Genomic DNA, 26,717 nt, shown 5'->3' with positions numbered 1-26,717 from the left:
CAAGCGACATGCCAGCCTCGCCCGTTACCCCAGCCCCCGCCTTCCCCCTCCGGGAGAATGCTCGTCCGTCCTTCGAGTCGGGTGATCCTTCGTTGCGAATCGTGGACCTGTTCGCGGGCTGCGGAGGACTCACCCTGGGCGCCGCCCAGGCTGCCTCTGATGCCGGGCTCGCGCTCGATGTGCGCCTCGCGGTCGACTTCGAGCAGGCCGCAGTCGACGTGTATCAAGCCAACTTTCCCGGAGCGAACGCGGTGATGGCGTCCGTCGAAGATTACTTTGATGGCGAGCTGACCGATGAACTCACCGAGGCGGAGCTCAAGACGCGGAAAAGGATTGGGACAACGCATCTGCTGTTCGGCGGCCCGCCGTGCCAAGGACACAGCGATCTTAACAACCGAACGCGTCGCGATGATCCGAAGAACAAGCTCTACCTGAAGATGGCTCGGGCGGCTCTGGTTCTTGAGCCCTCGATCGTCCTGATCGAGAACGTACCCACGGTTCGTCTCGACACCGCGGGAGTTGTACAGACCACCTTCGACTTCCTTGAGAAGCTCGGCTATGACGTCGCGACCACCACGGTCGGCATGCACGCGCTCGGCGTTGCTCAGAAGCGTCGCCGCCACGTTCTCCTGGCGTCGAAAGTCGAAGGCATCGATCCGAAGCTCGTGCTCAGCGACCTCGCGTCCCGAGCCGAGGACTCATCGTTCAATCTTGAGTGGGCGATCGGCGACCTGAAGGAGCTTACGAACCCTACCGGCTATGACACGCCGCCGAAAGCGAGTGCCGCGAACATCGAGCGCATGGAGTACATGCAGGAGTCGGGAGACCTCGACCTTCCAAACGAACGGCGCCCGAAGTGCCATCAGGACGGCAATCACTCATACAAGTCGATGTATGGGCGGCTGAGTTGGAACGATCCCGCCCAGACGGTCACGAGCGGCTTTGGCAGCATCGGACAGGGGCGATACATGCACCCGAGCGCGCTGCGAGCGCTCACCGCCCACGAAGCCGCTCGGATCCAGGGCTTTCCCGACTACTTCTCCTTCAGCGTGGCCATGAAGCGCGCTGATCTTGCAACGATGATCGGCAACGCTGTCCCGCCCGCGTTGATGCGGGAAGTCGGTGCAGCGGTCATCGACTTACTCGCGCTCAAGCCGGGCACCATCGATCAACTCAGGCTCGAACCGTCCATGACCGGAGGCGAGTTGGCACTCGCTGTCTGATCAACTCACGGCTCAAGAGCTCGGCCAAGTCGTACCAAGATCGGCAGGGCGCCCTGCACTGCGCCCGTTCGGCGCGACAATGCTCGCATGTACCCGCGACGTGAAGTCAAGGTCGATTCGTCTCTCCCAGCATTCGGAGATCTTTGGGTTCCGAAGCCAAGCGACATGGATGAAGAAGGATACGCCGGGCTGTATTTCCGCGACGTCCGCGTGATTACAGGCACGCCCGTCGCAGATGCACGCGGCGTCATGCTTTGGGAGCAGAAGGCGGCGGCGTGGGTCGCCAATCACTCGGCCAATGAGGCCGAGTTCGAGGAGCTAGCGAAGGCGGCCGAGGGTATCGACGCTGATGGCGAGATCGAAGACCTTGAAGCGCTCGCAGACCTTCCTGCAACCCTCGCCGAAGACCAGCACTGCCTTTGGGGACTTGACTTGGGAGTCTCCGGCCTGAGCCATGTCCTCTCGGCACTTGGGTTCTATCCCGTAGCCAGTTGCCGGTCACACCTGGCTCACTCGTGGTCACCCGAGCCGGTGGTGCTATTCGCCTCAGATGAAGATCGCTTGAGGTTACTCCAGCCCTTCATCGCCGAGAGCGGCTGCGGGCTCGGACTCGACTCCAGCCGAGGCCACACCCTGGTTGTCGTCTACGCGCCTTCAATCGTCGAGATGCTCGCCCTCACGGCGTCGATCTTCGACGCGCGGGCGAGCTTCCGATCATTACCGAAGACGGCCCGCAAACAGTCCCAGCCGGATGAGGTCGTCGTCGCGGCACCGGAGGAGGGTCGGCCCACCTTGTTCTGACTTCTGCACGCGTTCCCCGCAGTGGGCAGGTCGTGAGAGATGCGATCTCGAAGCGCACCAGCCTGGCGACGATGATCGGTACCGCGGTGCCGCCTGCGCTGATGCGTGAGATTGCAGCCTCAATCCTCCTCTACGTCGGCGCGCAGGCGCATGGCGGGGCGCTGGTCGTCCCGACGAATCGTGTGCGCGTCGACGCCTAGTCCGCGACGGCGGTTGACTGGTGGGCCCACGCGATTCGCGGGGTCTCATCTCCATCACGGCGGGCACTGCTGATGACTGCCCCTGTGATGTGGGCAGCGTCTTCGTGCTTCCAGAACCGAAGCACGCTCCATCCTGCTTCGCCGAGCTCGCGATCGGTCACTCGGTCGCGTTCTGTGTTTCGGTACAGCTCCTGAGTCCAATAGTCGCTGTTACTGCGAGGACGGGTGGCGTGCTCCGGGTAGCCGTGCCAGAAGCAACCATCAATGAATACAGCGACGCGCGCTATCGTGAGCACTATTTCGGCTCGTCGACGATCTCCCAGAGGCGAATAGTCAACGCGACACCTCAGACCAGCTGAGTGGAGTAGCCTCCGGACGGCGAGCTCGGGTCTAGTGACATCGTCGCCGGTTGGCGATCATCGATCGACGTGCCCTGGTCGCCCAGGACGTGCCGTCACCTGACCGTTCATCTCCCGGGAGCCTCATACCGCCCTCATCCCCTCGACCGAATCAGAGCGTTGGCCGTGCTGCACATCCCCGCCCGCTTCGTCGACAATCGAGTGCCCGAACGCGCGTAGGAAGTAGCCCAACAAGCTCTGTGCGGCCGCTCGATCGAACTGGTAGGTCTGAGTGACGTGACGTTTTGAACTCGACTCAGCCGATCCGGACCCGAAGCTGGCGAGTTGAACGAGTACGTCGCCATTCGGGTCCTCGACTAGCTGTGCCGCGCACACAACCGTGGTGGGGTGGAATCTTGAGTCGAGCGTCCCGTGCTCTATACGTTGGATCCTCGCCATTTTCCGCTCCTCTGTGCACAACGTGGGTCAGAGTCTACGAGGGGCGGGAGGCACTCGTCCTCGTCGGTGCGATGGTCGCAGTGAGCTCCAAGCTCAAGCCGAAGCCCGATCATCTCGGCCTCTGAGCCGAGTCCGACTCCTTGCCACTGCGCGGGACCCAGCGGCCCAGTCGGCTGCTCCCTTCGCATCGCAGCATCGAGTTCCCACTGAGCCCCCTTCCTCCGACAATCAGCGGCCCAGCGATGGGGCGCGGCGCAGTGCTCGTCGTCGAACGGCTGCTAAGCGGAGCGCGCCAGCGCGGAGTCTGCAAGGAGTGAGCGGCGAGAACGGAGGCGCGATCGATCGCTACACTCTCGGCGTCGGAGAGAGGCGCCCCCTCTCCCCCAACGCCAGTTGACGACGTCGTCCGTCATCTGTCCACATCTCGCATCGGCCGCGTTGACGGCGCCCGATCAGTGTCCGACACTGAACGGATACTGACCGTCGAGCCGGCATGAGCGGAGGTCGAGATGGGCACCATCACCTCGTACGAAACGGTGAAGGGCCGCCGCTATCGCGTGCGCTATCGCAAACCAGACAGCACCGAAGCGCAGAAGCGCGGCTTCACGACGATCCGCGACGCGCAGCTCTACCTCTCCATGGTCACAGTGTCCAAGTCGAAGGGCGAGTACATCGATCCGGTGGCGTCGCGGGTTCCCGTCAGGATGTTCGCCGACAGCTGGCTGCGCTCCAAACAGCCGCCGATGTCGAAGCCCTCGTACTACATGACGCTCGAGCAGGCGTGGAAGAACCACGTCGCGCCAGTCTGGGCAGACAGAGAGATCTGGTCGATCCGGCGGTCTGAAGTTCAGGACTGGGTGTCAGAGCTCGCGACGGAGAAGTCGCGCACGGTCGTTCTTCGCGCGCTGGGAGTCCTCGCCGGCATCCTCGATGTCGCCATCGACGATCGTCGCCTCTCGAACAATCCGGCACGGCACATCCGCAATCTCCCTCGGAGCGGACCAGGCAAGCGCCGCGTCTATCTCTCCCATGACCAGGTGGCGGCCCTGGCGGCGTGCTCGGCCTATCCGACCCTTGTCCTGACTCTGGCGTACACCGGCCTCCGGTGGGGCGAGGCGACGGGGCTGCGCGTGCGCAGCGTGAACCGACTGCGTCGACGCTTCGTCATCGAGGAGAACGCGGTGATGATCGCGTACGAGATCCACGTCGGCACGCCGAAGACGCATGAGAAGCGCTCGGTCCCCTACCCCGAGCGTCTCGCTCCCCTGATCGAGCAGGCGTGCGCCGGCAAGGGCCCGGAGGGACTGCTGTTCGGCGACGGCATCAATCACATGCGCAACTCGGGCGAGAAGGGGTGGTTCGCCAACGCGGTCCGGCGCGCACAGGCATTGGATCCGTCGATCCCGCGGCTCACTCCGCACGATCTGCGGCACACCGCCGCCTCGCTCGCGATCAGCTCGGGCGCCAACGTCAAGGCCGTGCAGCGGATGCTGGGGCACGCGTCCGCGGCGATGACGCTGGACACCTACGCCGATCTCTTCGACGACGATCTGGATGCCGTGGCGACGCGGCTGAACGACGCGATGCCGCTGGTGGCGCTGCCGTCGGGTCCGCAGACCCGCTACGCACGGCCCCAGTGACCGCCGAGAGCAGATTGCTCAATTTTCCGGCCGGGCCACGAGGCGCTCAAAATGGTCGATTTCGACGTTCTGAGCCGCCCGACGAAGCGCTGTGCACGGCCTCGTTTGCGGCTCACAGCGTTCTCAAATGCGGCCAAAAAGCGGCCAAAAACGCATTTCGTGTGGTCTGACCACAGAAGAAATCCCTGATCAGAAGCAAAAAACGACTGTGCCCCTGGAGGGACTCGAACCCCCAACCCTCTCCTTAGGACGGAGCTGCTCTTCCATTGAGCTACAGAGGCAGGCGGCATCCAGTCTATCGACCGGACGCCGCCTGCCTGACGACGACGTCAGGGGATGATGAGCGCGCCCGTCTCCTCCGCTGCCGTGGTGGCCTGCAGCTTCGCTTCGTCGTGCGCCTCCTGGAGGGCCGACTTCGCGCGCAGCGGCGGCGTCTTGAAGAACAGCGTCAGCACGAACGCCAGCAGCACCACGATCAGCGACACCCAGTACACGGTGACCATCGACTCGGTGAAGGCGATCAGGATCGGCTTGGTGAGGCGCGGATCGGCGCCCTTGAGGAAGGACGTGTCGTTGGTGTCGAGCGAGCCGCTCTTCGTCGCCGACGACGACGAACCAGAACTCGTCTTGTCGACGGCCGTCTTCACGAACGCCTCTCGCGCGGCCGGGTCGGAGAAGTCGAGCGTGACCGTCCCGTCCGCGGCCACCTTCGCGACCGGGACCTGCTTCTCGATGGCGGCGCCGGCGAGTTCCGTGGCCTTCGCGACCGCGGCCGCCTCGGCGGCGGGCTGTGCGGCCGCCGGGATCTTGCCGGCCGCGACCTGCTCGGCGACGGCGTTCTTCGCAGCCTCCTGTGCCTTCGTGATGCCCGACTCGATCTGCTTGGTCGTGGCATCGGTGGCCTTCGCGACGATCGGACCGTAGACCTTGTCCATGATCGCCTTGTTCGCGGGATCCGACGCGACGGCCGGATCGAAGGCGGCGTTCAGCGCCTCGGTCAGCGTGGCCTTGTCGGTGAACGCGGTCTGGAAGTTCGAGGGCAGCACCGTGAACAGGAGCGACAGCAGCACGGCCGTGCCGAGCGTTCCGCCGATCTGGCGGAAGAAGGTCGACGCGCTCGTCGCCACACCCATGTCGCGCAGCCCGACCGAGTTCTGGCTCGCGATCGTGAGGGTCTGCATGAGCTGACCGAGACCCATGCCGATGAGCAGCATCGCGCCGGCGAGGACCCAGTAGGACGTGTCGTACTGGAGGTGCGTCAGCCAGAAGAAGCCGCCGGACAGGCACGCGGTGCCGATGATGGGGAACATCCGGTAGCGCCCGCTGCGGGAGATGATCTGGCCGCTGCCGATCGACGCCGCCATCATGCCCAGGATCATCGGGAAGAGCTGCAGACCGCTCTGCGTCGGGGTCGATCCCAGCACGATCTGCAGGTACAGCGGCAGCGTCATCATGGCGCCGAACATGCCGAAGCCGACCAGCACGCCGATCACCGTCGCCATGGAGAACGTCGGCGAGCGGAAAAGCTTCATCGGGATCAGCGCGTCATCCTTCATCGCGAACTCGATGATGATGAACGCGATCGCGCCGAGGCCGCCGATCACGTAGCACGCGATGGCGCCGGGCGACGTCCAGCCCCACGACTGCCCCTCCTCAGCCACGAGCAGCAGCGGGACGAGAGCGATGATGACGGTCGTGGCACCCCACCAGTCGATCCGCACGCGATCGTGCGGGTGGCGCGGGATGTGGAGGAACCGCCACACGATCGCGAGGGCGAGGAGGCCGATCGGGACGTTGATGAGGAACACCCAGCGCCAGCCGGCGATCCCGAGGATCTGGTCGGCGCCCGCGAAGAGGCCGCCGACGAGCGGGCCGATGACGCTCGAGACGCCGAAGACGGCAAGGAAGTACCCCTGGTATCTCGCGCGCTCTCGCGGGGCGAGGATGTCGCCCATGATCGCGAGGGGCATCGACATGAGGCCGCCGGCGCCCAGGCCCTGGATGGCGCGGAACGCCGCGAGCTGGACCATCGAGGTCGAGAACGACGCGAGGATCGACCCGATGATGAAGATGACGATCGCGATGATGAACAGCGGACGGCGACCGAAGATGTCGGACAGCTTGCCGTAGATCGGGGTGGAGATCGTCGAGACGATGAGGTACGCCGTCGTGACCCACGCCTGCTCGCTGAGGCCGTGCAGATCGTCGCCGATCGTGCGGATCGCGGTGCCGACGACCGTCTGATCGAGGGCGGACAGGAACATGCCGGCCATGAGGCCGAAGATGACGAACATGATCATCCGGTGGGTCATCACCGGGTTCGTCCCCGTCGTGGGCGCTTTCGTGGAAACGTCGGTCATGGGTCCTCGATCGAGGTGAGAGGCGGGGATGCATCGGCCCGATGCGGCCGGGAAGAGGACCAATAGTACGCGCACCTGTTAGGTCGTTCTGGCCGTTCTCCCAGGTCCGGGTGTGAGTCCCCTCCGAATGCGCGCGAGGCCTTGCACCTGCGGATCGACAGGGGCATCGTGGCCTGTTCCGGACAACCGAGCGTGAGGAGTCAACATGCTGACGATGACCGAGAATGCCGCGCAGGCGGTCAAGTCGATCGTGGAGCGCAACCCCCAGGTCGACGACGGCGGAGTCCGCATCCGCACCACCGGCACGGGTGAGGGTTTCGAGCTGAACGTCGTGTCCGCGCCGGAACCGGCCGACACGGTGATCCGCACCGATGGCGCGAGCGTCTACCTCGACGAACTGGCCGCGATCGCGCTCGAGGACCGCGTCCTCGACGCGGAGGTCAGCGACGAGGGCGCCGTGCAGTTCGCGCTCGCCGCGCAGCGCTGACGGCGCATCCGAGCAGGAGGGGTCGGCGACAGCCGGCCCCTCTTCGCATCACGACAGCCGCGCGCGCCAGGAGCGGATCAGCGCCCGCGTTGACCGAGCCGGGCGGAGACGGATGCCGGGAGGAGAGCGACGAGCCGCACGAGCGCCCCGTATCGGAGCGTCGGCACGGACACGGCCTTGCCGCGGGCGGCGTCGCGCAGGCCCTCGCGGACGACGGTGGATGCGTCGACCCACATCCAGTCCGCGATGCCCTCCTGTCCGGGAGGCAGTCCGAGCCGCTCATGGAAGTTCGTGTGCACGAACCCTGGGCACACCGCGGTGACGGTCACTCCGCGCGGGCGGTAGACGGCGTTCGCCCACCGGCTGAAGCTCACGAGGAACGCTTTGACCGCTCCGTACGTCGAGCGCGGCATGAAGGCGGCGACCGATGCGACGGCCACGATCCGCCCGCTCCCCCGCTCGAGCATCGACGGCAGCGCCGCGTGGGCGAGGCGGAGGAAGACCTCGTCGTGGAGCCGCAGATGCCGCACCTCGACCTCGATGTCGTTCTTCTCGAACGCGAGCGGCAGTCCGACGCCCGCGTTGCTGACCAGGACGTCGACGCCCTCTCCGACGCGAGCGGTCACGCGGTCCATGTCGTCGGGCTCCAGCAGGTCGGCCACGAGGATCTCGGCACGGCGACCCGCCGCGCGCACCTCGGCGGCGACCGCCTCGAGCGCCTTCTCGTCGCGAGCGACGAGGACGACATCCGCCCCCTTGGCGGCGAGCTGCCGCGCGAACTCGGCGCCGAGGCCCGAACTCGCGCCCGTGACGAGAGCGGTCGGCATTCAGCGCTCCAGACGCAGGAATCGATAGCGGATGCCGCTGCGCGAGGTGTGCCATCCGTCGGCGCTCGGATCGGCGGCGACCACGCGCCAGCCCGTTCGGTCGGGGCCGAACGTGTCCCCCGAGACCTCGAGGTCGAGTTCGGTGACCTCGAGCACGTCGGCGCGCCCGATCACCTCGGCGAACAGCTGCGCTCCGCCGATCACCCAGACGGTGCCGGCATCCGCCGCCGCGTCGGCGATCGCCCTGTCGACCGTCGCCGCGTCGGCGAGCGCCTCGTCCAGCGAGCCCGCACGGACCGCGCCCTCGGCCTGCCAGTCCGCGTTGCGCGTGACGACGATGTTGAGGCGACCGGGGAGCGGGCGGAAGCGGTCGGGGAACGACTCCCACGTGCGACGGCCCATCACGACCGGCGCTCCCATCGTGAGCTCTTTGAAATGGGCGAGGTCTTCCGGCACGTGCCACGGCATGCCGCCGTTGGCACCGATGACGCCGTCCGCGGCCTCCGCCCAGATCAGCCCGATGCGGCTCATACGGCGACGGCCGCGCGGATCGCGGGGTGGTGCTGGTAGTCCTCGACGACGAAGTCGTCGTATGCGTAGTCGAAGATCGACTCCGGCTTCCGCGCGAAGCGCAGCGTCGGGTACGGGAAGGGGTCGCGGCTCAGCTGCTCGCGCACCTGCTCGATGTGGTTGTCGTAGACGTGGCAGTCGCCACCGGTCCAGACGAAGTCGCCGGGTTCGAGGCCCGTCTGCTGCGCGATCATCATCGTCAGCAGCGCGTACGACGCGATGTTGAACGGGACGCCGAGGAACAGGTCGGCGCTGCGCTGGTAGAGCTGGCAAGAGAGCCGGCCGTCGGCGACGTAGAACTGGAACATCGCATGGCACGGAGCCAGCGCCATGTCGGGGATGTCGGCAGGATTCCATGCCGACACGATGAGCCGACGCGAGTCGGGGTTCGCGCGGATCTGCTCGATGACCTGCGAGATCTGGTCGATGTGCTCGCCGCCGGGCGTCGGCCACGAGCGCCACTGCACACCGTAGACGGGCCCCAGATCGCCAGAGGCATCCGCCCATTCGTCCCAGATCGAGACGCCGTGCTCCTGCAGCCACGAAACGTTGGACTCGCCGCGCAGGAACCACAGCAGCTCGTACGCGACCGATTTGAAATGCACGCGCTTGGTCGTGATGAGGGGGAAGCCCTGCGACAGGTCGAACCGGATCTGACGCCCGAACGCGCTCGTCGTGCCGGTGCCGGTGCGGTCGTCTTTGTGGGTGCCGTGCTCCAGCACATCGCGGAGCAGGTCTTCGTAGGGCGTCGGGATGCTCACGGATGCCACGATACCCGCGCCCTGCGACACGCAGCCGTTCGACACCGGTCGTCGCGCTTCGACACACTCGACCCTGCACGCTGTTCACGCCGTAGCCTGGATCGGTGAAGATCCTCAGCGCCCTCGTCGTGGTCGCCATCCTCCTGGCGGTCACGATCGGCGTCGGCGTCTACCTGCGCTGGCGGCAGAGCCGCCCTCGCCGCCACATCGCGCACGAGGTCGTCCAGCCGGAGCGGCTCGGCGCCGACGCCCTCGGCGAGAACGCGACGCTGCTGCAGTTCAGCACACAGATGTGCGCGCGCTGCCCGGGGGTCCACCGCATCCTCTCGTCCATCGCCGACGACCACGACGGCGTGCTCCATCTCGACGTCGATCTGACCCACCGTCCCGACATCGCGCGCCACTTCCACGTCCTCCAGACGCCGACGACGCTCGTGCTCGACGGGGCGGGTGCCGTGCAGACGCGATTCGGCGGCGCCCCCAGCCGCGACGTCATCGAACTCGAGCTCGCCCGCCTGACCGGAAAGACAGCCCATGCCTGACAAGACGCCCGCAGGGATCGATCCGCGCGGTCCCCGCTTCAGCGCCGCCATCACGTCGGTGCTGCTCCTCATCGACGTGTTCCTCGCACTCATCGATCTGACGGATGCCGCCTTCTGGCTGCTCGTCGTCATCGCCCTGCTGTTCCTGTGGGGCGTCGTCGCCCCGCGCACCGCGCCGTGGGGGGTCGTCTTCCGCAAGGTCGTGCGTCCGCGGCTCGCGCCGCCGGAGGAGCTCGAGGACCCGCGCCCGCCGCGCTTCGCTCAGGGGGTCGGCTTCCTCGTCACGGGACTCGGCATCCTCCTGCACCTGCTCGGCGTGCCGCTCGCCATCCCGGTCGCCGCCGCCCTGGCGTTCGTCGCCGCATTCCTCAACGCGGCTTTCGGATACTGCCTCGGCTGCCAGATCTGGCTCCTCCTCCAGCGGTTCGGGATCGTCGGACGCGAGCAGCGCGCGGCCTGACGTCGGTGCAGACGGCCGGTTAGGCTGGCCGCGGAGCACCGCGATGTGCGGCGCCCGCAGACCCCCGGAGGTACCGATGACCGTCACCAGTGAAGCAACCACCGTCTGGAAGGGCAGCCTCTTCGAAGGCGAGGGCGTCGTCTCCTTCGCCTCCTCGGGGATCGGCTCGTTCCCCGTCAACTGGAAGGCGCGCAGCGAGGGGTCGAACTCGGTCACCACGCCCGAGGAGCTCATCGCCGCCGCCCACGCCTCCTGCTTCAGCATGGCGTTCTCGAACGCGCTGGCCGCCAACGGCACCCCGCCGGCATCCATCGAGGCGACCGCGTCGGTCACCTTCAAGCCCGGCACCGGCATCACCGGCAGCCACCTGAACGTGAACGCGGACGTCCCCGGCATCTCGCCCGAGGACTTCGACCGCCTCGCCGCCGAGGCGAAGGCCGGCTGCCCGGTCTCGCAGGCGCTCGCCGGCATCGAGATCACGCTCGAGGCGACGCTCGCCTGATCCCGCCGCCTCGTTCGCCAGCGCCCGCGCCGCCCTCCCGGCGCGGGCGTGAGACAGGGGGTTCGCGCCGACACCAGGGGTTTACGACCCCGGTTCGGCACGAACCCCCTGTTTCGCGTTCGGGAGCGGATGCGGCGGCACGCGCGCGAGCGCAGATCAGTCGTGCCGGGCAGCCCGGTGCAGGGCGATGGCCTTGCGGATCGCCTCGCGCGCACGACGGCGATCGCCCGCCGCGTCGTACGCGACGCCGAGGCGATACCACGCCCGCCAGTCGTCGGGGTGCGCCTGCACGTCGTCGCGGTAGGCCGGGAACGCCGCATCCGCATCCGCGCGCTGCACGCGTCCGCTCGGACGCAGGGCGACGTCATCGGACGGCAGCGCGTGGTCGCGCTCGAGCTCCCGGCCGAGCTGCTCGGCGCGGAAGCCGAACATCAGCTCGCGCCACAGCGCCCACGCCGCGACGATCGGCAGGACGATGAGCGCCGCCCCCATCACGATCCCGAGAGGCTGTCCGCTCACGAGCAGCAGCCACGCCCGCTGGCCGACGAAGAAGATGTAGAGCGCGAGCAGCACCGCCATGACGGTGACGCCGATGCGGGCGCTCATGCCCGGTGCCCGCTCACGACGCCCGCTGTCCGATCCGCAGGTCGACGAAGCTGTCGAGACCTACGACGACGCCGCGCGCATCGCGGGCGGCAGGCAGGGCGAGACGGATACCGGGGGCATACGCGAGCGCCGGTTCCAGCGTGTCGTGCACGATCGAGAGCGACTCCCCCGCCCCGGAGAGGATGACCTCCTGGCGCGCGACGACGCCCGGTCGGCGGAGCGAGTGGATCGGAACGCTCGCCACCTGCTGACCGCGTGCCCGCTGGTCGACGTGCGGAGCCGCGACCGGCCCGACCTCGGAGCGCGCAGCCGCGATCAGCTCGGCCGTGCGCACGGCCGTGCCGCTCGGCGAGTCGATCTTCGTGTCCTTGTGCGCTTCGACGATCTCGATCGACGGGAAGAAGGATGCGGCGGCCGCCGCGATCGCCGAGCCGATGACCGAGCCCAGAGAGAAGTTGGGGACGAAGACGGCGCCGGTGCCGGCGGCATCCACGAGCGGACGGATCTGCGCGATCCGCTCCGCCGACCACCCCGACGTCCCGACGAGCAGGTTGGCGCCGCGCTCGATGGCCGCGCGCACCACTTCGCCGGAGACCGACGGCGTCGTCGCGTCGATCACGAGGTCGGCGCCGTCGAGCTCGGCGAGGTCGGTCCGCGACGAAAGCGCCGCGAACACCTCGTATCCCGGCTCATCGGCGACGACGTCGCGGATGACCGTGCCGAGCTTTCCTGTCGCACCGACGATGGCCACACGTGTCGTCATGCATCCAGCCTAAAGTGAGTGCGTGGTGTCCCTGCGCGAATCCCCCGTCGACGACCCGGTGGCGCACGAGCTGCTCGCCGAGTACTTCCAGTCCCGTGAGATCGGGTTCGCGCATCAGAAGGTCGTCTACACCGTCACATTCCCCGATCCGGCCGTCTTCACGCCCCCCGCAGGCGTCTTCGTCGTGGTCCTCGACGACGAGGGCGAGCCGGTGGGATGCGGCGGCATCCGCCGCATCCCGGACGGCGATGCCGGGGTCCGGTACGAGGTCAAGCATGTGTATCTGCGTCTGGAGACGCGCGGCCGCGGCTGGGGCCGCCTGCTTCTCGACGGCCTCGAAGAGCGCGCCCGCGCCTTCGGTGCGGCGGAGCTCGTCCTCGACACACACCACTCGCTGGAGGCGGCGGCCGGCCTCTATCGCACGTCGGGCTTCGTCGAGATCCCGCGCTTCAACGAGAACCCGAACGCCACCCGCTGGTACTCGAAGCTCCTCGCCTGAGCGCTCAGACGGGCGGGAGCTCGGGGAGGCCGGTACGCAGCTCGAACGGCAGGTGTCCGAGGTCGTTGTGCGTGACGAGGCTCCACGGGCGGCCATTGCGCTGCGCCAGGACGGTCAAGCCGCAATGCGCCTGATTGAGCGTCAGCCACCGCCAATCGGGCATCTCCATCGCCTCGCGCACGAACCAGGCGATAACTGTGTTGTGCGTGATCAGCAGCTCATGCACGTCACCGCTCTTGCGCACGAGGAACTCGGCGACCGCATCCGCCATCTGCGCGGAACCGGCCTCGATCTCGTCCTCCGTCACGCTGCCGAAGTACGACTCGAAAGCCGCGGGCGTGTCGGGGGTCATGCCCGTCGGCACGCAGTCGAACAGGAGCGCCGTCGGCTCCGGCGAGACGGACGGCAACCGGTCGGCGACCGCTCGCGCAGTCTCCGCAGCCCGTTCGAGAGGGGAATGCCACACGGCGCTCAGCGGCACGCCGGAGAGCCGGTCGGCCAGGGCCGCCGCCTGACGACGGCCGCGCGGCGACAGGGGGCCGTCGGCCAGCCCATGCTCTGCGTGCTGATGCTCGCCATGGCGCACGAGGTACAGGTAATGCGTCACGCCAGCTCACTTCATCGGGGGGGGGTGGGAGTGCCGCAGCCGCCTATCGCCGGGCACTCGTTCCAGCCTACGTCAGGAGTCTGGATAAAGGGTCTCAAGCAGTCGCGCGCGCGATCTCCGCGAGCTGCGAACGGCTCAGCCGAACGCCCGCGCCCTGCATGATCTCGAACACGTGCCGCTCGGTGAAGGCGTTCACGATGGGGGCTGCGACCGTGCGCTGCCCCAGGAGCCAGGCCACGGCGACCGCACTGTCGGACACTCCGAGCTCGGCGCCGATCCCGTCGAGCGCACGCAGCACGCGCTGCCCGCGGCGATTGAGGCTGGCGGCGATCTGCTGCCCGCGCGGCCCGAACGGCAGCCGGCCGCGGGAGCGGTGCTCGCCGGCGAGGAACCCGTGCTCGAGGGCGTGCGACGGCGTCACCGCGATGCTCTGCGCGCCCGCGACGAGTCGCAGGTCGTCGTCGTAGTCCTGGCGACGCAGGATGTTGAAGGGCACATCGAGGACCGTGATCCGCGGGAAGCCCGCCGACGAGAGGATGCGGGCCTCCACGAGATCTGCGGCGGTGAAGCCGTAGGCGCCGACGGCGCGGACCTTTCCGGCGTCCACGAGCCACTCCGCCGTGGCGAGCGTGTCCTCCAGCGCGGAGCGTCCGCCCGTCGCATCCAGGTACAGCACGTCGATGCGATCGGTGCGCAGGCGCCCGAGCGACGCTTCGACGGCGCGCACGAGATTGACCGGCCCGATGCCCGGGTTGTCGGGGTGCCCGCCGACCCGGGCGGCCAGCACGACCTCGTCACGCAGCCCGCGTGAAGCCAGCCACTGCCCGACGATGTGCTCGCTGCGACCGCCGGAATAGCTGTCCGCGGTGTGGATGACGTTGCCGCCGAGCTCCACATAGCGGTCGATGATGTCGTGGCTCGACTCGAGGTCGACGTTCCAGCCGAACTCGGCCGCGCCCAGCATGAGCGGGAAGATCTGGATGCCGGTCTCGCCGAGCGGAACGCGGATCTTCGACCCGATCGCGGGGCCGACGACAGGGATCGGGGCCGACGGATGCATCGGCAGAACCGGAGAAGCCGCGGTCGAAGAGCCGAGCACAGGGGTCTCGACGACCGTGCGAGACGCACGAGACGATCCGGCAGAACCGACACCGAAGATACTCATGACACCCCCCTCACGGCCTCACCGTGCGATATATCGCGCCCCCCGGCGCTACTTAGAGGGTAAAGCAGCACTCGAACCGATTCGGACTCTGTGACGTACAAAAGGTGAACTTTCGATAACGCTTATGTCACGAATCGGCCTTGTTGCGCGCATTCGTCCTCCTTTCGGGGGACAAATGCACCGCGCCCGCCCTCTTCACGAAGGAAGAGGACGGGCGCGGGTCCGTGATACGGATCAGGCCTCGACAGCGACCTCGGCCGGAGCCTCGGCGGTCTCCTCGAGCACCGGCTCGAGCGACAGCTTGCCGCGGTCGTCCACCTTGGTGATGCGCACGAGCAGCTTCTGGCCGACGGAGAGGACGTCCTCGACGTTCTCGACGCGCTTGCCGCCGGCGAGCTTGCGGACCTCGCTGACGTGCAGCAGGCCGTCCTTGCCCGGGAGCAGCGAGACGAACGCGCCGAACGTCGCGATCTTGACGACCGTGCCGAGGAACTGCTCGCCGACCTCCGGGTTGTGGGGGTTGGCGATCGCGTTCACCTGGGCGCGGGCGGCCTCGGCCGAGGGGCCGTCGGTCGCGCCGATGTAGACGGTGCCGTCCTCCTCGATGGAGATCTCGGCGCCGGTCTCGTCCTGGATCGCGTTGATCGTCTTGCCCTTGGGGCCGATGAGCTCGCCGATCTTGTCGACCGGGATCTGCACGCTGATGACTCGCGGCGCGGTCGGCGCCATCTCGTCCGGCGTGTCGATCGCGGCGTTCAGGACGCCGAGGATCGTGAGGCGCGCATCGTGGGCCTGCTGGAGCGCAGCCGACAGCACCGACGACGGGATGCCGTCGAGCTTCGTGTCGAGCTGGATCGCCGTGACGAACTCGCTCGTGCCCGCGACCTTGAAGTCCATGTCGCCGAGGGCGTCCTCGGCGCCGAGGATGTCGGTCAGCGCCGCGTAGCGGGTCTGGCCGTCGACCTCGTCGGACACGAGGCCCATCGCGATGCCCGCGACGGGGGCGCGCAGCGGCACACCCGCGTTCAGCAGCGACAGGGTCGAGGCGCACACCGAGCCCATCGACGTCGAGCCGTTGGAGCCGAGAGCCTCGGACACCTGACGGATCGCGTACGGGAACTCCTCGCGACCGGGCAGCACCGGCACGAGCGCGCGCTCGGCGAGGAAGCCGTGCCCGATCTCGCGACGCTTCGGGCTGCCGACACGGCCGGTTTCACCGGTCGAGTAGGGCGGGAAGTTGTAGTGGTGCAGGTAGCGCTTGTGCGTGACGGGCGACAGCGAGTCGATCTGCTGCTCCATCTTGAGCATGTTCAGCGTGGTGACGCCGAGGATCTGCGTCTCGCCGCGCTGGAAGATCGCCGAACCGTGGACGCGCGGGATGACCTGCACCTCCGCGTCGAGCGGACGGATGTCGGCGAGGCCCCGACCGTCGATGCGGACGCCGTCGGTGAGGATGCGGCCGCGGACGATCTTCTTCGTGACCGACTTGTACGCGCCGGAGAACTCGGTGGTCGCGACGGCCGGGAGCTCCCCCGCCTCGACGGCCGCGAGCAGCTCGCCCTTGACGCGGTCCTTGACCGCGTCATCCGCGTTCTGACGCTCGATCTTGTCGGCGATCTGGTAGACGCCCTTGAGGTCTTCGAGCGCGCGCGCCTCGACGAACGAGTAGACCTCGTCGCTGTACGGCGGGAAGACCGGGTAGGGCTGGATCTCCTTGGCCGCCGTGTTCGCCATGACGGTCTGTGCGGCGACGAGCTGCTTGAGGAACGGCTTCGCGGCCTCGAGGCCCTGCGCGACGACCTCTTCGCTCGGCTTGGTGGCGCCGGCCTTGATGAGGTTCCAGCTGCCTTCCGTGGCCTCGGCCTCGACCATCATGATCGCGACGTCTTCCTTGCCGTCCTTGTCGACGACGACGCGGCCCGCGACGACGAGGTCGAAGACGGCCTCCTCGAGGAGCTTGGCGTTCGGGAAGGCGACCCACTGGTCGGCGTGCTCACCGTGGCCCGGGATGAGCGCGAGGCGCACACCGGCGATCGGGCCGGAGAACGGCAGACCCGAGATCTGGGTCGACGCCGACGCGGCGTTGATCGCGAGGGCGTCGTAGAACTCGCCCGGAGCGATCGACAGGACGGTGATGACGATCTGCACCTCATTGCGCAGGCCGTCGACGAACGACGGGCGCAGCGGGCGGTCGATGAGACGGCAGACGAGGATCGCCTCGGTCGAGGGGCGGCCCTCACGACGGAAGAACGAGCCGGGGATCTTGCCGGCGGCGTACGAACGCTCTTCGACATCGACGGTCAGGGGGAAGAAGTCGAAGCCCTCGCGCGGCGACTTGCTCGCGCTCGTGGCCGACAGGAGCATGGTCTCCTCGTCGAGGTATGCCGCGACGGCGCCCTGAGCCTGCTGGGCGAGGCGTCCGGTCTCGAACCGGACGGTGCGGGTTCCGAAGCGTCCATTGTCGAGGACGGCTTCGGCTGCGGTGATTTCCGGACCTTCCAAGAGGTCCCTCTCTTTCCTCTTTGGACCCTTCCCCTGCCCGGGGAGGGCCTAATTTAAGCTCGCGCCGTCCGTGTGACGGGCGAGCATGTGCGAACGGATGCCGCAAGGGCAACCTTCCAGACTCTACCAGTGCGGCCCTGATCAGCCATATTCCGGCAGGGTCCGGCATTCTCGGGCGGGGTTACGGAGCGGGCGGTCGATGGCTACCCTTGTCACATGCGCCACTCGTGCACCACGCGCGGGCGCGCCTCAGCCGCCCGCCTGAGCCCGATCGCCGCGACCCTCGCCGCAGCGGCGTTCGTCGTCACGGCATCCGTCTCCCCTGTGGGGCCCGCTCAGGCATCGTCCGCCGACCAGTATCCGTCCTGGTCCGACGTCCAGGCCGCGATGCGGAACGAGGCGGCGAAGCAGGCCGAGGCGCAGACGGTCGCCGCCGCGCTGCAGACGGCGCAGGCCGCCGCCGCGGTCGCCGCGCAGAACGCCCTGAACGCGGCCGCAGCCTCGGAGAAGGCCCAGTCGGACCTCGCCGCGGCGACCGATCGCCAGAATGCGCTGGCTGCCCAGGCAGGCGCTGCGGAGGCCGACGCGCGCACCGCGCACGACGCCCTCGGGCGGGTCGCCTCGTGGCGGTACCGGGATGCATCGGCCGACACCGTGTCCCTGCAGATCGCGCTCTCCTCGGACCCTACGGGCCTCCTCGACCGCTTGAGCACGGCGGAGCAGATCGGCCAGGTGTGGCAGGCGCTGTCGACGAAGGCCGTGACGGCCGCCGGAGTCGCCGCATCCCTCCGCGATCAGGCGGTGCGTGCGGCGGCGGCGCGTAAGCAGCTCGCGGATGTCGCGCAAGCCGCCGCGGATGCCGCGAAGGCCGCGGACCAGGCCGAGCAGGCGGCCGTGGCGGATGCCTCCGCGCACGAGGCGACGGCGCTCGCTCAGCTCGCGGTCCTCCGCGGGACGACGGCCGATGTCCAGCGTCGCTATGAGCTCGGCGTGCAGGTGCGCGCGCAGCTCGCCGCCGTCGAGGCGGCGAAGGAGGCCGCGGCTCGCAGAGCCGGATCGGGGAGCTCATCGCGCGCCTACCTCACGAGCGGCGGAGTGGTCGTGGACCCTGCGGCCGCTCAGGCGTACGCGCGCGGCGCGATCCACTATTACGGGTGGGGTGACGCGCAGTTCCAGTGCCTGCTGAATCTCTGGAACATGGAGTCCGGGTGGCGTGCGGACGCCCTCAATCCGTCGAGCCTGGCGTACGGCATCCCGCAGTCCCTCCCCGCAGACAAGATGGCGACGGCCGGACCCGACTGGCGCACGAACGGGAACACCCAGATCGACTGGGGCCTGGCATACATCTCGAGCCGATACGGCACACCGTGCGGCGCATGGGGTCACGAGATGAGCGTCTACCCGCACTGGTATTGAGGCTCCGCTCGCGACGCGGGTAGCGTGGCGGGATGAGTACCGACGAGAACACCACAAGCGCGTCCGAGGACATGAAGCGGAAGTTCAAGGAGGCCCTCGACAAGAAGAACGCCGCCACGCACCCGACCGCCGACCACGCCGACGGCCACTCGTCCGTCGACCACGCGCAGGGCCGCGCCGGTCACAAGCGCGAGTTCCGCCGCAAGAGCGGGTGACATCACGTCTGAATCTGCGCCGCGGATCGTTGAGCGGGTGAGGAACGAGCGAGACGAAACGCAGTGAGGATCCGAGATCGGCTCACCGCGTCTCGACTCGCTTCGCTCGCTCAACGGCCCGCGGGACTGGGCCGGCTGGCCGCGAGGACGATCTACTCCCCCGCGAGTCCGCCGAGCAGGTGGCCGAACGAGCGGCCTTCGCCGAGATAGTTCGCGGGATCGAACGGGTCGGTCGACACGGCTTCGGCGCGGCCGGCGATCGCCTCGGCGAGTTCGCGCGCGCCCTTGTCGATGCGCGATGCGAGCGGTGCGACGTCGTCGCCGTGCCCGCCCCAGTCCGCCGACGCCGCGAACACACCGGTGGAGACCGGCTGCGCGTGCAGGTAGGCGAACAGCGGACGGATGGCGTAGTCGATCGCGAGCGAGTGGCGAGCCGTGCCCGCGTTCGCGCCGATGAGCACCGGCTTCCCGGTCAGCGCGTCCGGGTCGAGGATGTCGATGAACGACTTGAACAGCCCCGAGTAGCTCGTCGAGAAGATCGGCGTGACCACGATGATGGCGTCGGCGGAGACGACCGCGTTCACCATCGTCTCGAGCGCCGGCGGCGCGAAGCCGGTCAGCATGTTGTTCGTGATGTCGTGCGCGTGGTCGCGCAGCTCGAACGTGTCGACCTCCGCCTCGACCCCGCGCTCGGCGAGCTGGGCGACCGTCGCCGCCGCGAGACGGTCGGCGAGCATGCGGGTCGAGGACGGGTTCGACAGCCCCGCCGAGACGACGGCGATCCGGCGGCCGCTCATCGGTTGATCCCGAAGGCCGAGCCCTGCGGAGCGGGCGTGTCTGCGTACGGACGGTCGCCGACGAGGTTGTCGCCGCGGTTCGCACCGGGCCGCGGCTGCCGGGCCTCGGCATCCCCGTACTTCGCCTTCACGAGCGCTGCGTGGGTCGGGCCGTCCGGAACCTCGGCCGGGCGGTTCTTCGCAAGCTCCTTGCGCAGCACCGGAACCACCTCGCCGCCCAGGATGTCGAGCTGCTCGAGCACCGTCTTCAGCGGAAGACCCGCGTGGTCGAGCAGGAACAGCTGGCGCTGGAAGTCGCCGAACGCGTCGCGCATGCCGGCGTAGCGGTCGATGACCTGCTGCGGAGAGCCGACCGTGAGCGGCGTCATCTCGCTGAAGTCCTCGAGGCTCGGGCCGTGGCCGTACACCGGGGCGTTGTCGAAGTACGGCCGGAACTCGCGCACCGCGTCCTGCGAGTTGGCGCGCATGAACACCTGGCCGCCGATGCCGACGATCGCCTGCTCGGCGGTGCCGTGACCGTAGTGCTCGAAGCGCTGGCGGTAGAGCTGGATGAGGCGGGCGAAGTGGTCCTGCGGCCAGAAGATGTTGTTCGCGAAGAAGCCGTCGCCGTAGTAGGCGGCCTGTTCGGCGATCTCCGGCGTGCGGATCGAACCGTGCCACACGAACGGGGGCACATCGTCGAGCGGACGGGGGGTCGAGGTGAAGCCCTGCAGCGGAGTGCGGAACTTGCCCTCCCAGTCCACGACGTCCTCACGCCACAGCTTGTGCAGGAGTGCGTAGTTCTCGATCGCGAGCGGGAGGCCCTGGCGGATGTCCTTGCCGAACCACGGGTACACCGGGCCGGTGTTGCCGCGGCCGAGCATCAGGTCCGTGCGGCCTCCCGACACGTGCTGCAGCATCGCGAAGTCCTCGGCGATCTTCACCGGGTCGTTGGTCGTGATGAGCGTCGTGGCGGTGGAGAGGATGAGGCGCTCGGTCTGCGCGGCGATGTAGGCGAGGGTCGTCGTCGGCGACGAGGACCAGAACGGCGGGTTGTGGTGCTCGCCGATCGCGAAGACGTCGAGGCCGACCTCCTCCGCGTGCTTGGCGATCGTGAGGGTCGCCTGGATGCGCTCCGCCTCACTGGGGGTCTGCCCGTCGGTCGGGTTCTGGGTGATGTCGCTCACCGAGAAGATGCCGAACTGGACGGCCGGCTGCTGCTGCTCGCTCACGAGATCTCGCCTTTCAGGATGCTGATGCATCCAATTATATGCAGATGAATGTATCTGCTGTAACGCGGGCGTGCGCGTTCTATTCCCGAGTCCAGGGTAGATCTGGAGCTCAGCGGGCTGCAGGGGCCATGTCGTAGGTCACCCAGGGGGTGGCGGTCGCGTGCCTGTCGTAGAGGCTGCGGGCGGTGGCGTTGTCGGATGCGGTGATCCAGCGCACGACGCTGGCTCCCGCATCCGCCGCGATCGCGGCCGCCTCGCGCAGGAGTGCGGTCCCCGCACCCGTGCCCCGTGCCGCCGGCGACGTGAACAGGTCGTCGAGATACAGCCCGACCGTCGCCGTCGACGGCCGCGCGAACCAGCGCAGGTTGGCGAGTCCGACGAGCGCATCGTTCTCGTCGACGGCGACGAGTCCCTGCATCCCCAGGGCGCCCGTCGAGACCCACTCCCACGTGGTGCGCACCTTCTCCGGATCATCGTCGAGGCGATAGAACTCGCGATACCCCGCGTAGAGGGTCGACCACGGAACGAGATCCGCGGCCTCGACCGCGCGCACTCGGATGCTCATCCGACCAGCGTATGGGTCAGGCGAACAGGCCCGCGCCCACGTACGATCCCTGCTTCGCGCCCGGCGGGATCGCGAACACGGCCGAGCCGGTGTGCTGGATGTACTCGTTCAGCAGGTCGGAGCGCAGCGCCCGCTGGATCGTCACGAAGCGCTGCGGATCGCTCTGGTACGACAGGAAGAAGAGGCCCGCGTTGAGCGACCCGAGCGGATCGTTGCCGTCGACGAAGTTGTAGCCGCGGCGCAGGAGCCGGATGCCGTGATTGAAATCCGGATGCGCGAGCCGCACGTGCGCGTGCATGTCGATCGCGGGCTGCCCCGCGGCATCCTTCTTCGCGAAGTCCGGTTCTGTGAACTCCGTCCCGCCGGACAGCGGCGCCCCCTCGCCCTTGGACCGCCCGATGATGCGGTCCTGCTCGGTGAGCTGCTGGCGATCCCACGGCTCGATCTTCTGGCGGATCGTCCGCACGACGAGGTACGAGCCGCCGGCGAGCCATGACGGACCCGCCGCCCACACCTGCTCGTCGAGCGCCCTCTCGTCGTCGCCGAGGATGTTCGCGGTGCCGTCCTTGTACCCGAAGAGGTTGCGAGGGGTCAGCTGGTCGCTCGAGGTCTTCGAGGTGCGTCCGAAGCCGAGCTTCGACCAGCGGATCTGCGCGCGGCCGAACGCGATGCGGCTGAGGTTGCGGATCGCATGCACGGCGACCTGGGGGTCGTCGGCGCACGCCTGCACGCACAGTTCGCCTCCGGATGCCGCCGGGTCCAGCGCATCGCCGACGAAGCGCGGCAGCAGCTTCAGCGCGTCCGGACGGCGTGCCGCGATGCCGAAGCGGTCGACGCCGTTCTTCTCGAAGAGGTCGGGGCCGAGCCCGAACGTGATCGTGAGCGCGCTGGCCGGGAGCCCCAGTGCCTCGCCCGTATCGTCCGGGGGCGCGTCTGGCGAGCCGCCCACGGCTCCCGTCGCACTGACGTCGAGCCCCTGGGTCATGCGGGATGCGGCGTACGACCAGTCCTTCAGGAGCGAGATGAGGTCGTCGCGCGTCGCATCGTCGGCCATGTCGAACGCCGCGAAGTGCAGGTTCGCCTGCACGGGGGTCGCGATGCCCGCCTGGTGGGTGCCGAAGAACGGATGCACGACGCCGGTGGCATCGGCCGCGTTCGCGGTCGCGACCGCGGCGCCGATCGCCGCACCCCCGAGGCCGCCGACGACGAGTCCGCCGGCGCCCGCGCCGAGCAGCCCCAGCAGACCGCGTCGGCTGAGCCCGGGCCGCGGGACGACCGACTCCTCGGCGGGCACCGGCTCGCTCACTTCAGGACGGTCGAGGTCAGCTGAGACAGCGGCTCCGCGAGCGCATTGATGAGGTCGCTCAGCTCACGGCGCTGCGCCTCGGTGACCTGCGCGTAGTTCACGAAGCCGGCATCGAAGGAACCGTACGTCGCGAGCTTCGCCTCGATGTCGGAGTATCCCTTGTCGATCTTCACGACGAGCGCCTTGGAGGTCGCGTCCTTCGCCTGCGCGAGGTCGCGCACGAGGGAGAACGCCATCTTCGAGCCCTCGACGTTGGCGGTGAAGTCGTACAGGTCGGTGCCCGACCACCAGTCCTCCTCGCCCTCGATCTTGCCGGTCGCGACCTCGTCGAGGAGGGCGGATGCGCCGTTGGACAGGGCCGCGACACCCTGGGCCTCGAGGTTCTTCTGGAAGTCGCCGGCGTGCACGTAGTCGTACAGCGTCTGCACGTTCGCGACGAGCCCGTCGGCGTAGGTCTTGCGCTCGGCCGGCGTCGACGGCGCCCAGTCCTGCCAAGCGGGCGTGGATCCGTCGGAGTTCATGGCGTCCTTCGCGGGCTGCCACAGGTCCTTCTCGATCCGGTGGAAGCCCGTCCATGGCATGCCGTCCGCCTGCGCGTCGAGCTCCCGGAAATCGATCTTCGGGTCGAGGTCGGACAGCGAGCTCGCGACCGGCTCGATGCGCTCGTAGTAGCCGCGCACGACCGGGAACGCCGCCTTCGCGGAGGCGTCGTCGCCGGCGGCGTAGGCGGTGGCGAAGAGCGTGACGGCGGGCAGCATCTGCCCGACCTGGTCCTTCACGAAGGCAGCGTAGAGGTCGACCGCCTTCTTCTTGCTCGCGGCGTCGGCGCCACCCGTCTTCACGCGCTCGCCGGTCACCTCGAATCCGGCCTTGCCGACGCCCGCGCCGACCATGCCCGGCTTGCAGAGAGTCTTGTAGCTGCCCGGCTGCGCGACGACCGTCAGGGTGCGCGCCGCTCCCGGCGCGATGCTCTCGACCTCACCGACGATGCGCACGCCGTCCTCGGCGAACAGGTAGAACTCCGTCACCTGGCTGCCCTTGTTGTCTACGGCGAACGTGAGCGTGCCGCTCTTCGCGGTGGCGGTCGAGACGTCGCACGAGGTGTCGGTCGAGGTCACGGAGATCGACGGGGATGCGGCGGCGTCCGCCTTCGCGACGCACCCGGAGAGGGCGACGGCGGCGACGGTCACGGCGGCGGCAGCGGCGAGGGCGCGCGCGGTCGTCATGAGACTCCTTCTGCTGTGGCTCCGGCGGCGACGGCGGGCGTCGTCCCGATGCTCGTGGTGGTGGGCGCGGATGCGGGGGCCGTGGATGCCGCGGCCTTGGGCCGGCGGGCGCGCACCTGGGCGCGGATGAACAAGCCGCCGACGATCGCGATGTACAGCACCCACGCGACGACCTGGAGCCACGACATCTGCGGCATGAACCCGACGGTCGCCTGCAGGACCACCGCGAGAGGATCGCCCGGGTGGATGGCCGTGCTGACGTCGAACGCCCACCCGAACGGGAAGGCGCCCCAGCCGACGGCAACCTCGCCGGTCGTCGGGACGATGGGCGCGAACGCCGAGAACGGGCCGGCGAGCACCCCTGCCTCCTGCAGGTCCTTGACCGCGTAGGCGAGGACTCCCGCCGCGACGATCACGAGGAAGGCGCTCGTCCACAGGAAGAAGCGGCGCAGGTCCAGCTTCAGCATCCCCTTCGCGAGGAGCCAGCCGAGGCCGGCCGAGACGAGGATGCCGAGGACGGCTCCGAGCAGCGCCGTCGGGGCGTTCCCGAACGACTGCGTCATCGACCAGAGGAGCAGCGCCGCTTCGATGCCCTCACGCGCGACCGAGACGAAGCCGACGACGACGAGCGCCCACATCCCGCCCGTCGCGAGCGCCTTGTCGATCCCGCCCTCGAGGTGCTTCTTCATGTTGCGGGCGGTCTTCTGCATCCAGAAGATCATCCAGGTGACCATGGCGACCGCGATGAGCGAGAAGACGCCGCCGATCACCTCCTGGGCGGTCGAGGTGAGCTCGTACGCGCCGAAGGTGAGGATCGCTCCGATGCCGAGGGCGAGGAGGACGGCGAGGCCGATGCCCATCCACACGCGGGGAAGGACGTCACGGCGGCCGATGCGCGTCAGGTAGGCGGCGAGGATGCCGACGACCAGCGCGGCTTCGAGGCCTTCGCGCAGGCCGATCAGGAATGTTGCGAGCACGCGTTCTTGCTCTCTGTGCGGGGAGGGGATGGCCCGCCAAGTCAGGTAAGGCGAACCTCAGTAAGCACGACCTTACCTGGATCATCCGGGGCCTTCAAACCGAGGGAGGGTAGGCCGCGGCTTCATCCTGGGCAACAAAAGGCGGCAGGAGTCGCATCCCTCCCTACCCTCGGACCATGACGCTTCCGAACCTTCCCGTGCTCGACCTGTCCCGGCTCGACGAAGGCCCCGACGCGGCCGCCGGATTCCGCGACGACCTGCGCGCCGCGACCCACGACGTGGGCTTCTTCTACCTCACCGGCACGGGCGTGACGCCCGAACTCGAGGCGCGCCTGCATCGCGCTGCGCGTGACTTCTTCTCGCTGCCCGAGGACGACAAGCTCGCGATCGAGAACGTGCAGAGCCCGCATTTCCGCGGGTACACGCGCATCGGCGGCGAGCGCACACAGGGGCGGGTCGACTGGCGCGAGCAGATCGACATCGGCCCCGAGCGCGCCGCGATCGACGACCCCGAGGCACCGGACTGGGCGCGCCTCATCGGACCGAACCTCTGGCCGGCTGCCCAGCCGGAGCTGCGCGACGTCGTCCTGGAATGGCACGACCACTTGACCGGGGTCGCCCGCAAGCTGCTGCGCGCGTGGGCGCTGTCGCTGGGGGCTGCCGAGACGTACTTCGACGATCACTTCGGGGACCCGTCGACGCTGATCAAGATCGTGCGCTACCCCGGCACGACGGAGCCGGAGCCCCAGCAGGGGGTCGGCGCGCACAAGGACTCCGGCGTGCTGACCCTGCTGTGGGTCGAACCGGGCAAGGGCGGTCTGCAGGTCGAGCGCGACGGCGTCTGGGTGGATGCCCCGGCCATCCCCGGCGCGTTCGTCGTGAACATCGGCGAGCTGCTGGAGTACGCCACGCAGGGCTACCTCAAAGCCACGAACCACCGCGTGGTCTCGCCGCGGTTCCCGGGCGACCGGATCTCCGTGCCGTTCTTCTTCAACCCGGCGCTCGACCGCACGCTGCCGCTCATCGAGCTGTCGGACGAGCTCGCCGCACAGGCCCGGGGAGTGACCGACGACCCGTCGAACCCCATCCACTCCCTGTACGGCCAGAATGCGCTGAAGTCGCGACTGCGCGCGCATCCCGATGTGGCCGAGCGGTGGCACGCCGACCTGCTCGCTGGTCGTCCGTCAGCCTGACCACCCGCACCCGGAGGCGTGGATCAAGAACGAAGGCCTCCCCACACCGTGGGGAGGCCTTCGTCGTTCCGCGGTGCGGAACCAAGAATGTTTTGAGCGATTGAACGCTGGTCGCGCTTAGCGGCGGAGTCCGAGACGCTCGATCAACGACCGGTAACGGTTGATGTCGACGTCCTGGAGGTAGCCGAGCAGACGACGGCGCTGACCGACGAGCAGGAACAGGCCACGACGCGAGTGGTGGTCGTGCTTGTGCTCCTTCAGGTGCTCGGTCAGGTCCTTGATGCGCTGCGTCAGCATCGCAACCTGCACCTCGGGGGATCCGGTGTCACCGGGGTGCGTCGCGTACTCTTCGATGATCGCCTTCTTGACCTCTGCATCCAGTGCCATAGGTGATCCCCTTTCTCCTTGTTGCGCGGTGCCCACCGGCTGATCCGGGGGCGCTCTTTATCCGCGGCCGATCCAACGGCAACCTGAAGAGTCTACAGGATGCGGCGGCCTG

General features: G+C 68.4%; 29 protein-coding genes and 1 tRNA gene. 12 read left to right on the top strand and 18 right to left on the bottom strand.

The window, feature by feature from the left end:
* The first annotated feature begins 101 nt into the window (after positions 1-101).
* From QSV35_RS17820 to QSV35_RS17810, 3 genes are all read left to right on the top strand, one after another.
* A complete protein-coding gene (locus tag QSV35_RS17820) occupies positions 102-1,223 on the top strand; it encodes a DNA cytosine methyltransferase (RefSeq protein WP_286290216.1) in 1,122 nt (373 codons plus the stop codon).
* Between the two features lie 165 nt (positions 1,224-1,388).
* The gene (locus QSV35_RS17815) at positions 1,389-2,024 is read left to right on the top strand and encodes a hypothetical protein (protein ID WP_286290214.1); all 636 of its coding nucleotides are present in this window, start codon (positions 1,389-1,391) and stop codon (positions 2,022-2,024) included.
* Positions 2,025-2,056: 32 nt separating this feature from the next.
* Positions 2,057-2,224 carry a hypothetical protein gene (locus QSV35_RS17810; RefSeq protein ID WP_286290211.1) on the top strand — a complete coding sequence of 56 codons (168 nt, stop codon included), beginning with the start codon at positions 2,057-2,059 and terminating at the stop codon, positions 2,222-2,224.
* On the opposite strand, the gene QSV35_RS17805 is transcribed toward QSV35_RS17810, so the two are convergent.
* A complete protein-coding gene (locus QSV35_RS17805; protein WP_286290294.1) occupies positions 2,221-2,574 on the bottom strand; it encodes a PDDEXK family nuclease in 354 nt (117 codons plus the stop codon). The genes QSV35_RS17810 and QSV35_RS17805 overlap by 4 nt on opposite strands.
* 956 nt (positions 2,575-3,530) lie before the next feature.
* On the opposite strand from QSV35_RS17805, the gene QSV35_RS17800 reads away from it, so the two are divergent.
* Positions 3,531-4,661: a site-specific integrase gene (locus tag QSV35_RS17800; protein ID WP_286290209.1), complete on the top strand. Its 1,131-nt coding sequence runs from the start codon at positions 3,531-3,533 to the stop codon at positions 4,659-4,661.
* Positions 4,662-4,870: 209 nt separating this feature from the next.
* Here QSV35_RS17800 and QSV35_RS17795 read toward each other — a convergent pair.
* A tRNA-Arg gene (locus tag QSV35_RS17795) sits at positions 4,871-4,942 on the bottom strand.
* A 48-nt stretch (positions 4,943-4,990) separates the two neighbouring features.
* Positions 4,991-7,021, bottom strand: coding sequence for an MDR family MFS transporter (locus tag QSV35_RS17790; protein WP_286290208.1), 2,031 nt, complete (start codon positions 7,019-7,021; stop codon positions 4,991-4,993).
* Positions 7,022-7,226: 205 nt separating this feature from the next.
* Between QSV35_RS17790 and QSV35_RS17785 the strand changes: the two genes are divergently transcribed.
* A complete protein-coding gene (locus QSV35_RS17785) occupies positions 7,227-7,508 on the top strand; it encodes a HesB/IscA family protein (protein ID WP_286290207.1) in 282 nt (93 codons plus the stop codon).
* 77 nt (positions 7,509-7,585) lie between these two features.
* Here the strand turns inward: QSV35_RS17785 and QSV35_RS17780 are convergent, their stop codons facing one another.
* From QSV35_RS17780 to QSV35_RS17770, 3 genes are read right to left on the bottom strand one after another with little or no spacing between them, the layout of a single operon-like run.
* Positions 7,586-8,335 carry an SDR family NAD(P)-dependent oxidoreductase gene (locus QSV35_RS17780; RefSeq protein WP_286290206.1) on the bottom strand — a complete coding sequence of 250 codons (750 nt, stop codon included), beginning with the start codon at positions 8,333-8,335 and terminating at the stop codon, positions 7,586-7,588.
* On the bottom strand, positions 8,336-8,866 hold the full coding sequence (locus tag QSV35_RS17775; protein ID WP_286290205.1) for a dihydrofolate reductase: 531 nt from the start codon (positions 8,864-8,866) through the stop codon (positions 8,336-8,338). It abuts the gene before it with no gap.
* Positions 8,863-9,675, bottom strand: a complete 813-nt coding sequence (locus QSV35_RS17770) for a thymidylate synthase (protein ID WP_419956867.1) — start codon at positions 9,673-9,675, stop codon at positions 8,863-8,865. The genes QSV35_RS17775 and QSV35_RS17770 overlap by 4 nt, the downstream gene beginning before the upstream one ends.
* A 95-nt stretch (positions 9,676-9,770) precedes the next feature.
* Here QSV35_RS17770 and QSV35_RS17765 point away from each other — a divergent pair, with 95 nt between their 5' ends.
* The 3 genes from QSV35_RS17765 (at position 9,771) to QSV35_RS17755 (ending at position 11,170) form a co-directional block, all read left to right on the top strand.
* A complete protein-coding gene (locus tag QSV35_RS17765) occupies positions 9,771-10,208 on the top strand; it encodes a thioredoxin family protein (RefSeq protein ID WP_286290202.1) in 438 nt (145 codons plus the stop codon).
* Complete coding sequence (locus QSV35_RS17760) at positions 10,201-10,668, top strand: DUF4395 domain-containing protein (RefSeq protein ID WP_286290201.1); 468 nt, start codon at positions 10,201-10,203, stop codon at positions 10,666-10,668. The genes QSV35_RS17765 and QSV35_RS17760 overlap by 8 nt, the downstream gene beginning before the upstream one ends.
* Positions 10,669-10,744: 76 nt before the next feature.
* A complete protein-coding gene (locus QSV35_RS17755; protein WP_286290200.1) occupies positions 10,745-11,170 on the top strand; it encodes an OsmC family peroxiredoxin in 426 nt (141 codons plus the stop codon).
* Between the two features lie 156 nt (positions 11,171-11,326).
* Here QSV35_RS17755 and QSV35_RS17750 read toward each other — a convergent pair whose 3' ends face one another.
* Positions 11,327-11,776 (bottom strand): hypothetical protein, encoded by a 450-nt coding sequence (locus tag QSV35_RS17750; protein WP_286290199.1) that lies wholly within the window; start codon positions 11,774-11,776, stop codon positions 11,327-11,329.
* A gap of 13 nt (positions 11,777-11,789) precedes the next feature.
* On the bottom strand, positions 11,790-12,539 hold the full coding sequence (dapB, locus tag QSV35_RS17745) for a 4-hydroxy-tetrahydrodipicolinate reductase (protein WP_286290198.1): 750 nt from the start codon (positions 12,537-12,539) through the stop codon (positions 11,790-11,792).
* A gap of 22 nt (positions 12,540-12,561) precedes the next feature.
* Between dapB and QSV35_RS17740 the strand changes: the two genes are divergently transcribed.
* The gene (locus tag QSV35_RS17740; RefSeq protein WP_286290197.1) at positions 12,562-13,038 is read left to right on the top strand and encodes a GNAT family N-acetyltransferase; all 477 of its coding nucleotides are present in this window, start codon (positions 12,562-12,564) and stop codon (positions 13,036-13,038) included.
* Between the two features lie 4 nt (positions 13,039-13,042).
* On the opposite strand, the gene QSV35_RS17735 is transcribed toward QSV35_RS17740, so the two are convergent.
* The 3 genes from QSV35_RS17735 to QSV35_RS17725 all read right to left on the bottom strand — a co-directional run bounded on the left by QSV35_RS17735 (position 13,043) and on the right by QSV35_RS17725 (position 17,312).
* Complete coding sequence (locus tag QSV35_RS17735; protein ID WP_286290196.1) at positions 13,043-13,645, bottom strand: histidine phosphatase family protein; 603 nt, start codon at positions 13,643-13,645, stop codon at positions 13,043-13,045.
* Positions 13,646-13,739: 94 nt separating this feature from the next.
* Complete coding sequence (locus tag QSV35_RS17730) at positions 13,740-14,810, bottom strand: aldo/keto reductase (protein ID WP_286290195.1); 1,071 nt, start codon at positions 14,808-14,810, stop codon at positions 13,740-13,742.
* A gap of 234 nt (positions 14,811-15,044) precedes the next feature.
* Entirely contained in the window at positions 15,045-17,312 is a 2,268-nt protein-coding gene (locus tag QSV35_RS17725) for a polyribonucleotide nucleotidyltransferase (RefSeq protein ID WP_286290194.1), read from the bottom strand.
* Positions 17,313-17,528: 216 nt separating this feature from the next.
* Between QSV35_RS17725 and QSV35_RS17720 the strand changes: the two genes are divergently transcribed.
* Together QSV35_RS17720 and QSV35_RS17715 are read left to right on the top strand one after the other, a co-directional pair.
* Positions 17,529-18,728: an aggregation-promoting factor C-terminal-like domain-containing protein gene (locus QSV35_RS17720; RefSeq protein ID WP_286290193.1), complete on the top strand. Its 1,200-nt coding sequence runs from the start codon at positions 17,529-17,531 to the stop codon at positions 18,726-18,728.
* A 32-nt stretch (positions 18,729-18,760) separates the two neighbouring features.
* Entirely contained in the window at positions 18,761-18,943 is a 183-nt protein-coding gene (locus QSV35_RS17715; protein ID WP_286290192.1) for a DUF5302 domain-containing protein, read from the top strand.
* 152 nt (positions 18,944-19,095) lie between these two features.
* Here the strand turns inward: QSV35_RS17715 and QSV35_RS17710 are convergent, their stop codons facing one another.
* From QSV35_RS17710 to efeU, 6 genes are all read right to left on the bottom strand, one after another.
* The gene (locus tag QSV35_RS17710) at positions 19,096-19,740 is read right to left on the bottom strand and encodes an FMN reductase (RefSeq protein WP_286290191.1); all 645 of its coding nucleotides are present in this window, start codon (positions 19,738-19,740) and stop codon (positions 19,096-19,098) included.
* Positions 19,737-20,951: an LLM class flavin-dependent oxidoreductase gene (locus tag QSV35_RS17705; RefSeq protein ID WP_286290190.1), complete on the bottom strand. Its 1,215-nt coding sequence runs from the start codon at positions 20,949-20,951 to the stop codon at positions 19,737-19,739. Before QSV35_RS17705 ends, QSV35_RS17710 begins: the two co-directional genes overlap by 4 nt.
* A gap of 109 nt (positions 20,952-21,060) precedes the next feature.
* Positions 21,061-21,516, bottom strand: a complete 456-nt coding sequence (locus QSV35_RS17700) for a GNAT family N-acetyltransferase (RefSeq protein ID WP_286290189.1) — start codon at positions 21,514-21,516, stop codon at positions 21,061-21,063.
* Between the two features lie 16 nt (positions 21,517-21,532).
* Positions 21,533-22,822 carry an iron uptake transporter deferrochelatase/peroxidase subunit gene (gene efeB / locus QSV35_RS17695; RefSeq protein WP_286290187.1) on the bottom strand — a complete coding sequence of 430 codons (1,290 nt, stop codon included), beginning with the start codon at positions 22,820-22,822 and terminating at the stop codon, positions 21,533-21,535.
* The gene (gene efeO, locus QSV35_RS17690; RefSeq protein WP_286290186.1) at positions 22,819-24,048 is read right to left on the bottom strand and encodes an iron uptake system protein EfeO; all 1,230 of its coding nucleotides are present in this window, start codon (positions 24,046-24,048) and stop codon (positions 22,819-22,821) included. The genes efeB and efeO overlap by 4 nt, the downstream gene beginning before the upstream one ends.
* Positions 24,045-25,025 (bottom strand): iron uptake transporter permease EfeU, encoded by a 981-nt coding sequence (gene efeU / locus QSV35_RS17685; RefSeq protein ID WP_286290185.1) that lies wholly within the window; start codon positions 25,023-25,025, stop codon positions 24,045-24,047. The genes efeO and efeU overlap by 4 nt, the downstream gene beginning before the upstream one ends.
* Before the next feature lie 176 nt (positions 25,026-25,201).
* Here efeU and QSV35_RS17680 point away from each other — a divergent pair, with 176 nt between their 5' ends.
* Positions 25,202-26,218, top strand: coding sequence for an isopenicillin N synthase family dioxygenase (locus QSV35_RS17680; RefSeq protein WP_286290184.1), 1,017 nt, complete (start codon positions 25,202-25,204; stop codon positions 26,216-26,218).
* 117 nt (positions 26,219-26,335) lie between these two features.
* Here the strand turns inward: QSV35_RS17680 and rpsO are convergent, their stop codons facing one another.
* On the bottom strand, positions 26,336-26,605 hold the full coding sequence (gene rpsO / locus QSV35_RS17675) for a 30S ribosomal protein S15 (protein WP_179437729.1): 270 nt from the start codon (positions 26,603-26,605) through the stop codon (positions 26,336-26,338).
* Between the last annotated feature and the right edge of the window lie 112 nt (positions 26,606-26,717).

The sequence above is a fragment of the Microbacterium candidum genome (assembly GCF_030315975.1).
GTDB lineage: Bacteria > Actinomycetota > Actinomycetes > Actinomycetales > Microbacteriaceae > Microbacterium > Microbacterium candidum.
This window is presented reverse-complemented; position numbering and strand designations above follow the sequence as displayed.

Excerpts from the sequence above, each read along its gene's own strand:
- QSV35_RS17815 (WP_286290214.1), top strand. The coding sequence starts at position 1,389 with ATGGATGAAGAAGGATACGCCGGGCTGTATTTCCGCGACGTCCGCGTG.
- QSV35_RS17800 (WP_286290209.1), top strand. The coding sequence starts at position 3,531 with ATGGGCACCATCACCTCGTACGAAACGGTGAAGGGCCGCCGCTATCGC.
- QSV35_RS17790 (WP_286290208.1), bottom strand. The coding sequence starts at position 7,021 with ATGACCGACGTTTCCACGAAAGCGCCCACGACGGGGACGAACCCGGTG.
- QSV35_RS17785 (WP_286290207.1), top strand. The coding sequence starts at position 7,227 with ATGCTGACGATGACCGAGAATGCCGCGCAGGCGGTCAAGTCGATCGTG.
- QSV35_RS17780 (WP_286290206.1), bottom strand. The coding sequence starts at position 8,335 with ATGCCGACCGCTCTCGTCACGGGCGCGAGTTCGGGCCTCGGCGCCGAG.
- QSV35_RS17775 (WP_286290205.1), bottom strand. The coding sequence starts at position 8,866 with ATGAGCCGCATCGGGCTGATCTGGGCGGAGGCCGCGGACGGCGTCATC.
- QSV35_RS17760 (WP_286290201.1), top strand. The coding sequence starts at position 10,201 with ATGCCTGACAAGACGCCCGCAGGGATCGATCCGCGCGGTCCCCGCTTC.
- QSV35_RS17755 (WP_286290200.1), top strand. The coding sequence starts at position 10,745 with ATGACCGTCACCAGTGAAGCAACCACCGTCTGGAAGGGCAGCCTCTTC.
- QSV35_RS17750 (WP_286290199.1), bottom strand. The coding sequence starts at position 11,776 with ATGAGCGCCCGCATCGGCGTCACCGTCATGGCGGTGCTGCTCGCGCTC.
- dapB (WP_286290198.1), bottom strand. The coding sequence starts at position 12,539 with ATGACGACACGTGTGGCCATCGTCGGTGCGACAGGAAAGCTCGGCACG.
- QSV35_RS17730 (WP_286290195.1), bottom strand. The coding sequence starts at position 14,810 with ATGAGTATCTTCGGTGTCGGTTCTGCCGGATCGTCTCGTGCGTCTCGC.
- QSV35_RS17720 (WP_286290193.1), top strand. The coding sequence starts at position 17,529 with ATGCGCCACTCGTGCACCACGCGCGGGCGCGCCTCAGCCGCCCGCCTG.
- QSV35_RS17715 (WP_286290192.1), top strand. The coding sequence starts at position 18,761 with ATGAGTACCGACGAGAACACCACAAGCGCGTCCGAGGACATGAAGCGG.
- QSV35_RS17710 (WP_286290191.1), bottom strand. The coding sequence starts at position 19,740 with ATGAGCGGCCGCCGGATCGCCGTCGTCTCGGCGGGGCTGTCGAACCCG.
- QSV35_RS17700 (WP_286290189.1), bottom strand. The coding sequence starts at position 21,516 with ATGAGCATCCGAGTGCGCGCGGTCGAGGCCGCGGATCTCGTTCCGTGG.
- efeO (WP_286290186.1), bottom strand. The coding sequence starts at position 24,048 with ATGACGACCGCGCGCGCCCTCGCCGCTGCCGCCGCCGTGACCGTCGCC.
- QSV35_RS17680 (WP_286290184.1), top strand. The coding sequence starts at position 25,202 with ATGACGCTTCCGAACCTTCCCGTGCTCGACCTGTCCCGGCTCGACGAA.
- rpsO (WP_179437729.1), bottom strand. The coding sequence starts at position 26,605 with ATGGCACTGGATGCAGAGGTCAAGAAGGCGATCATCGAAGAGTACGCG.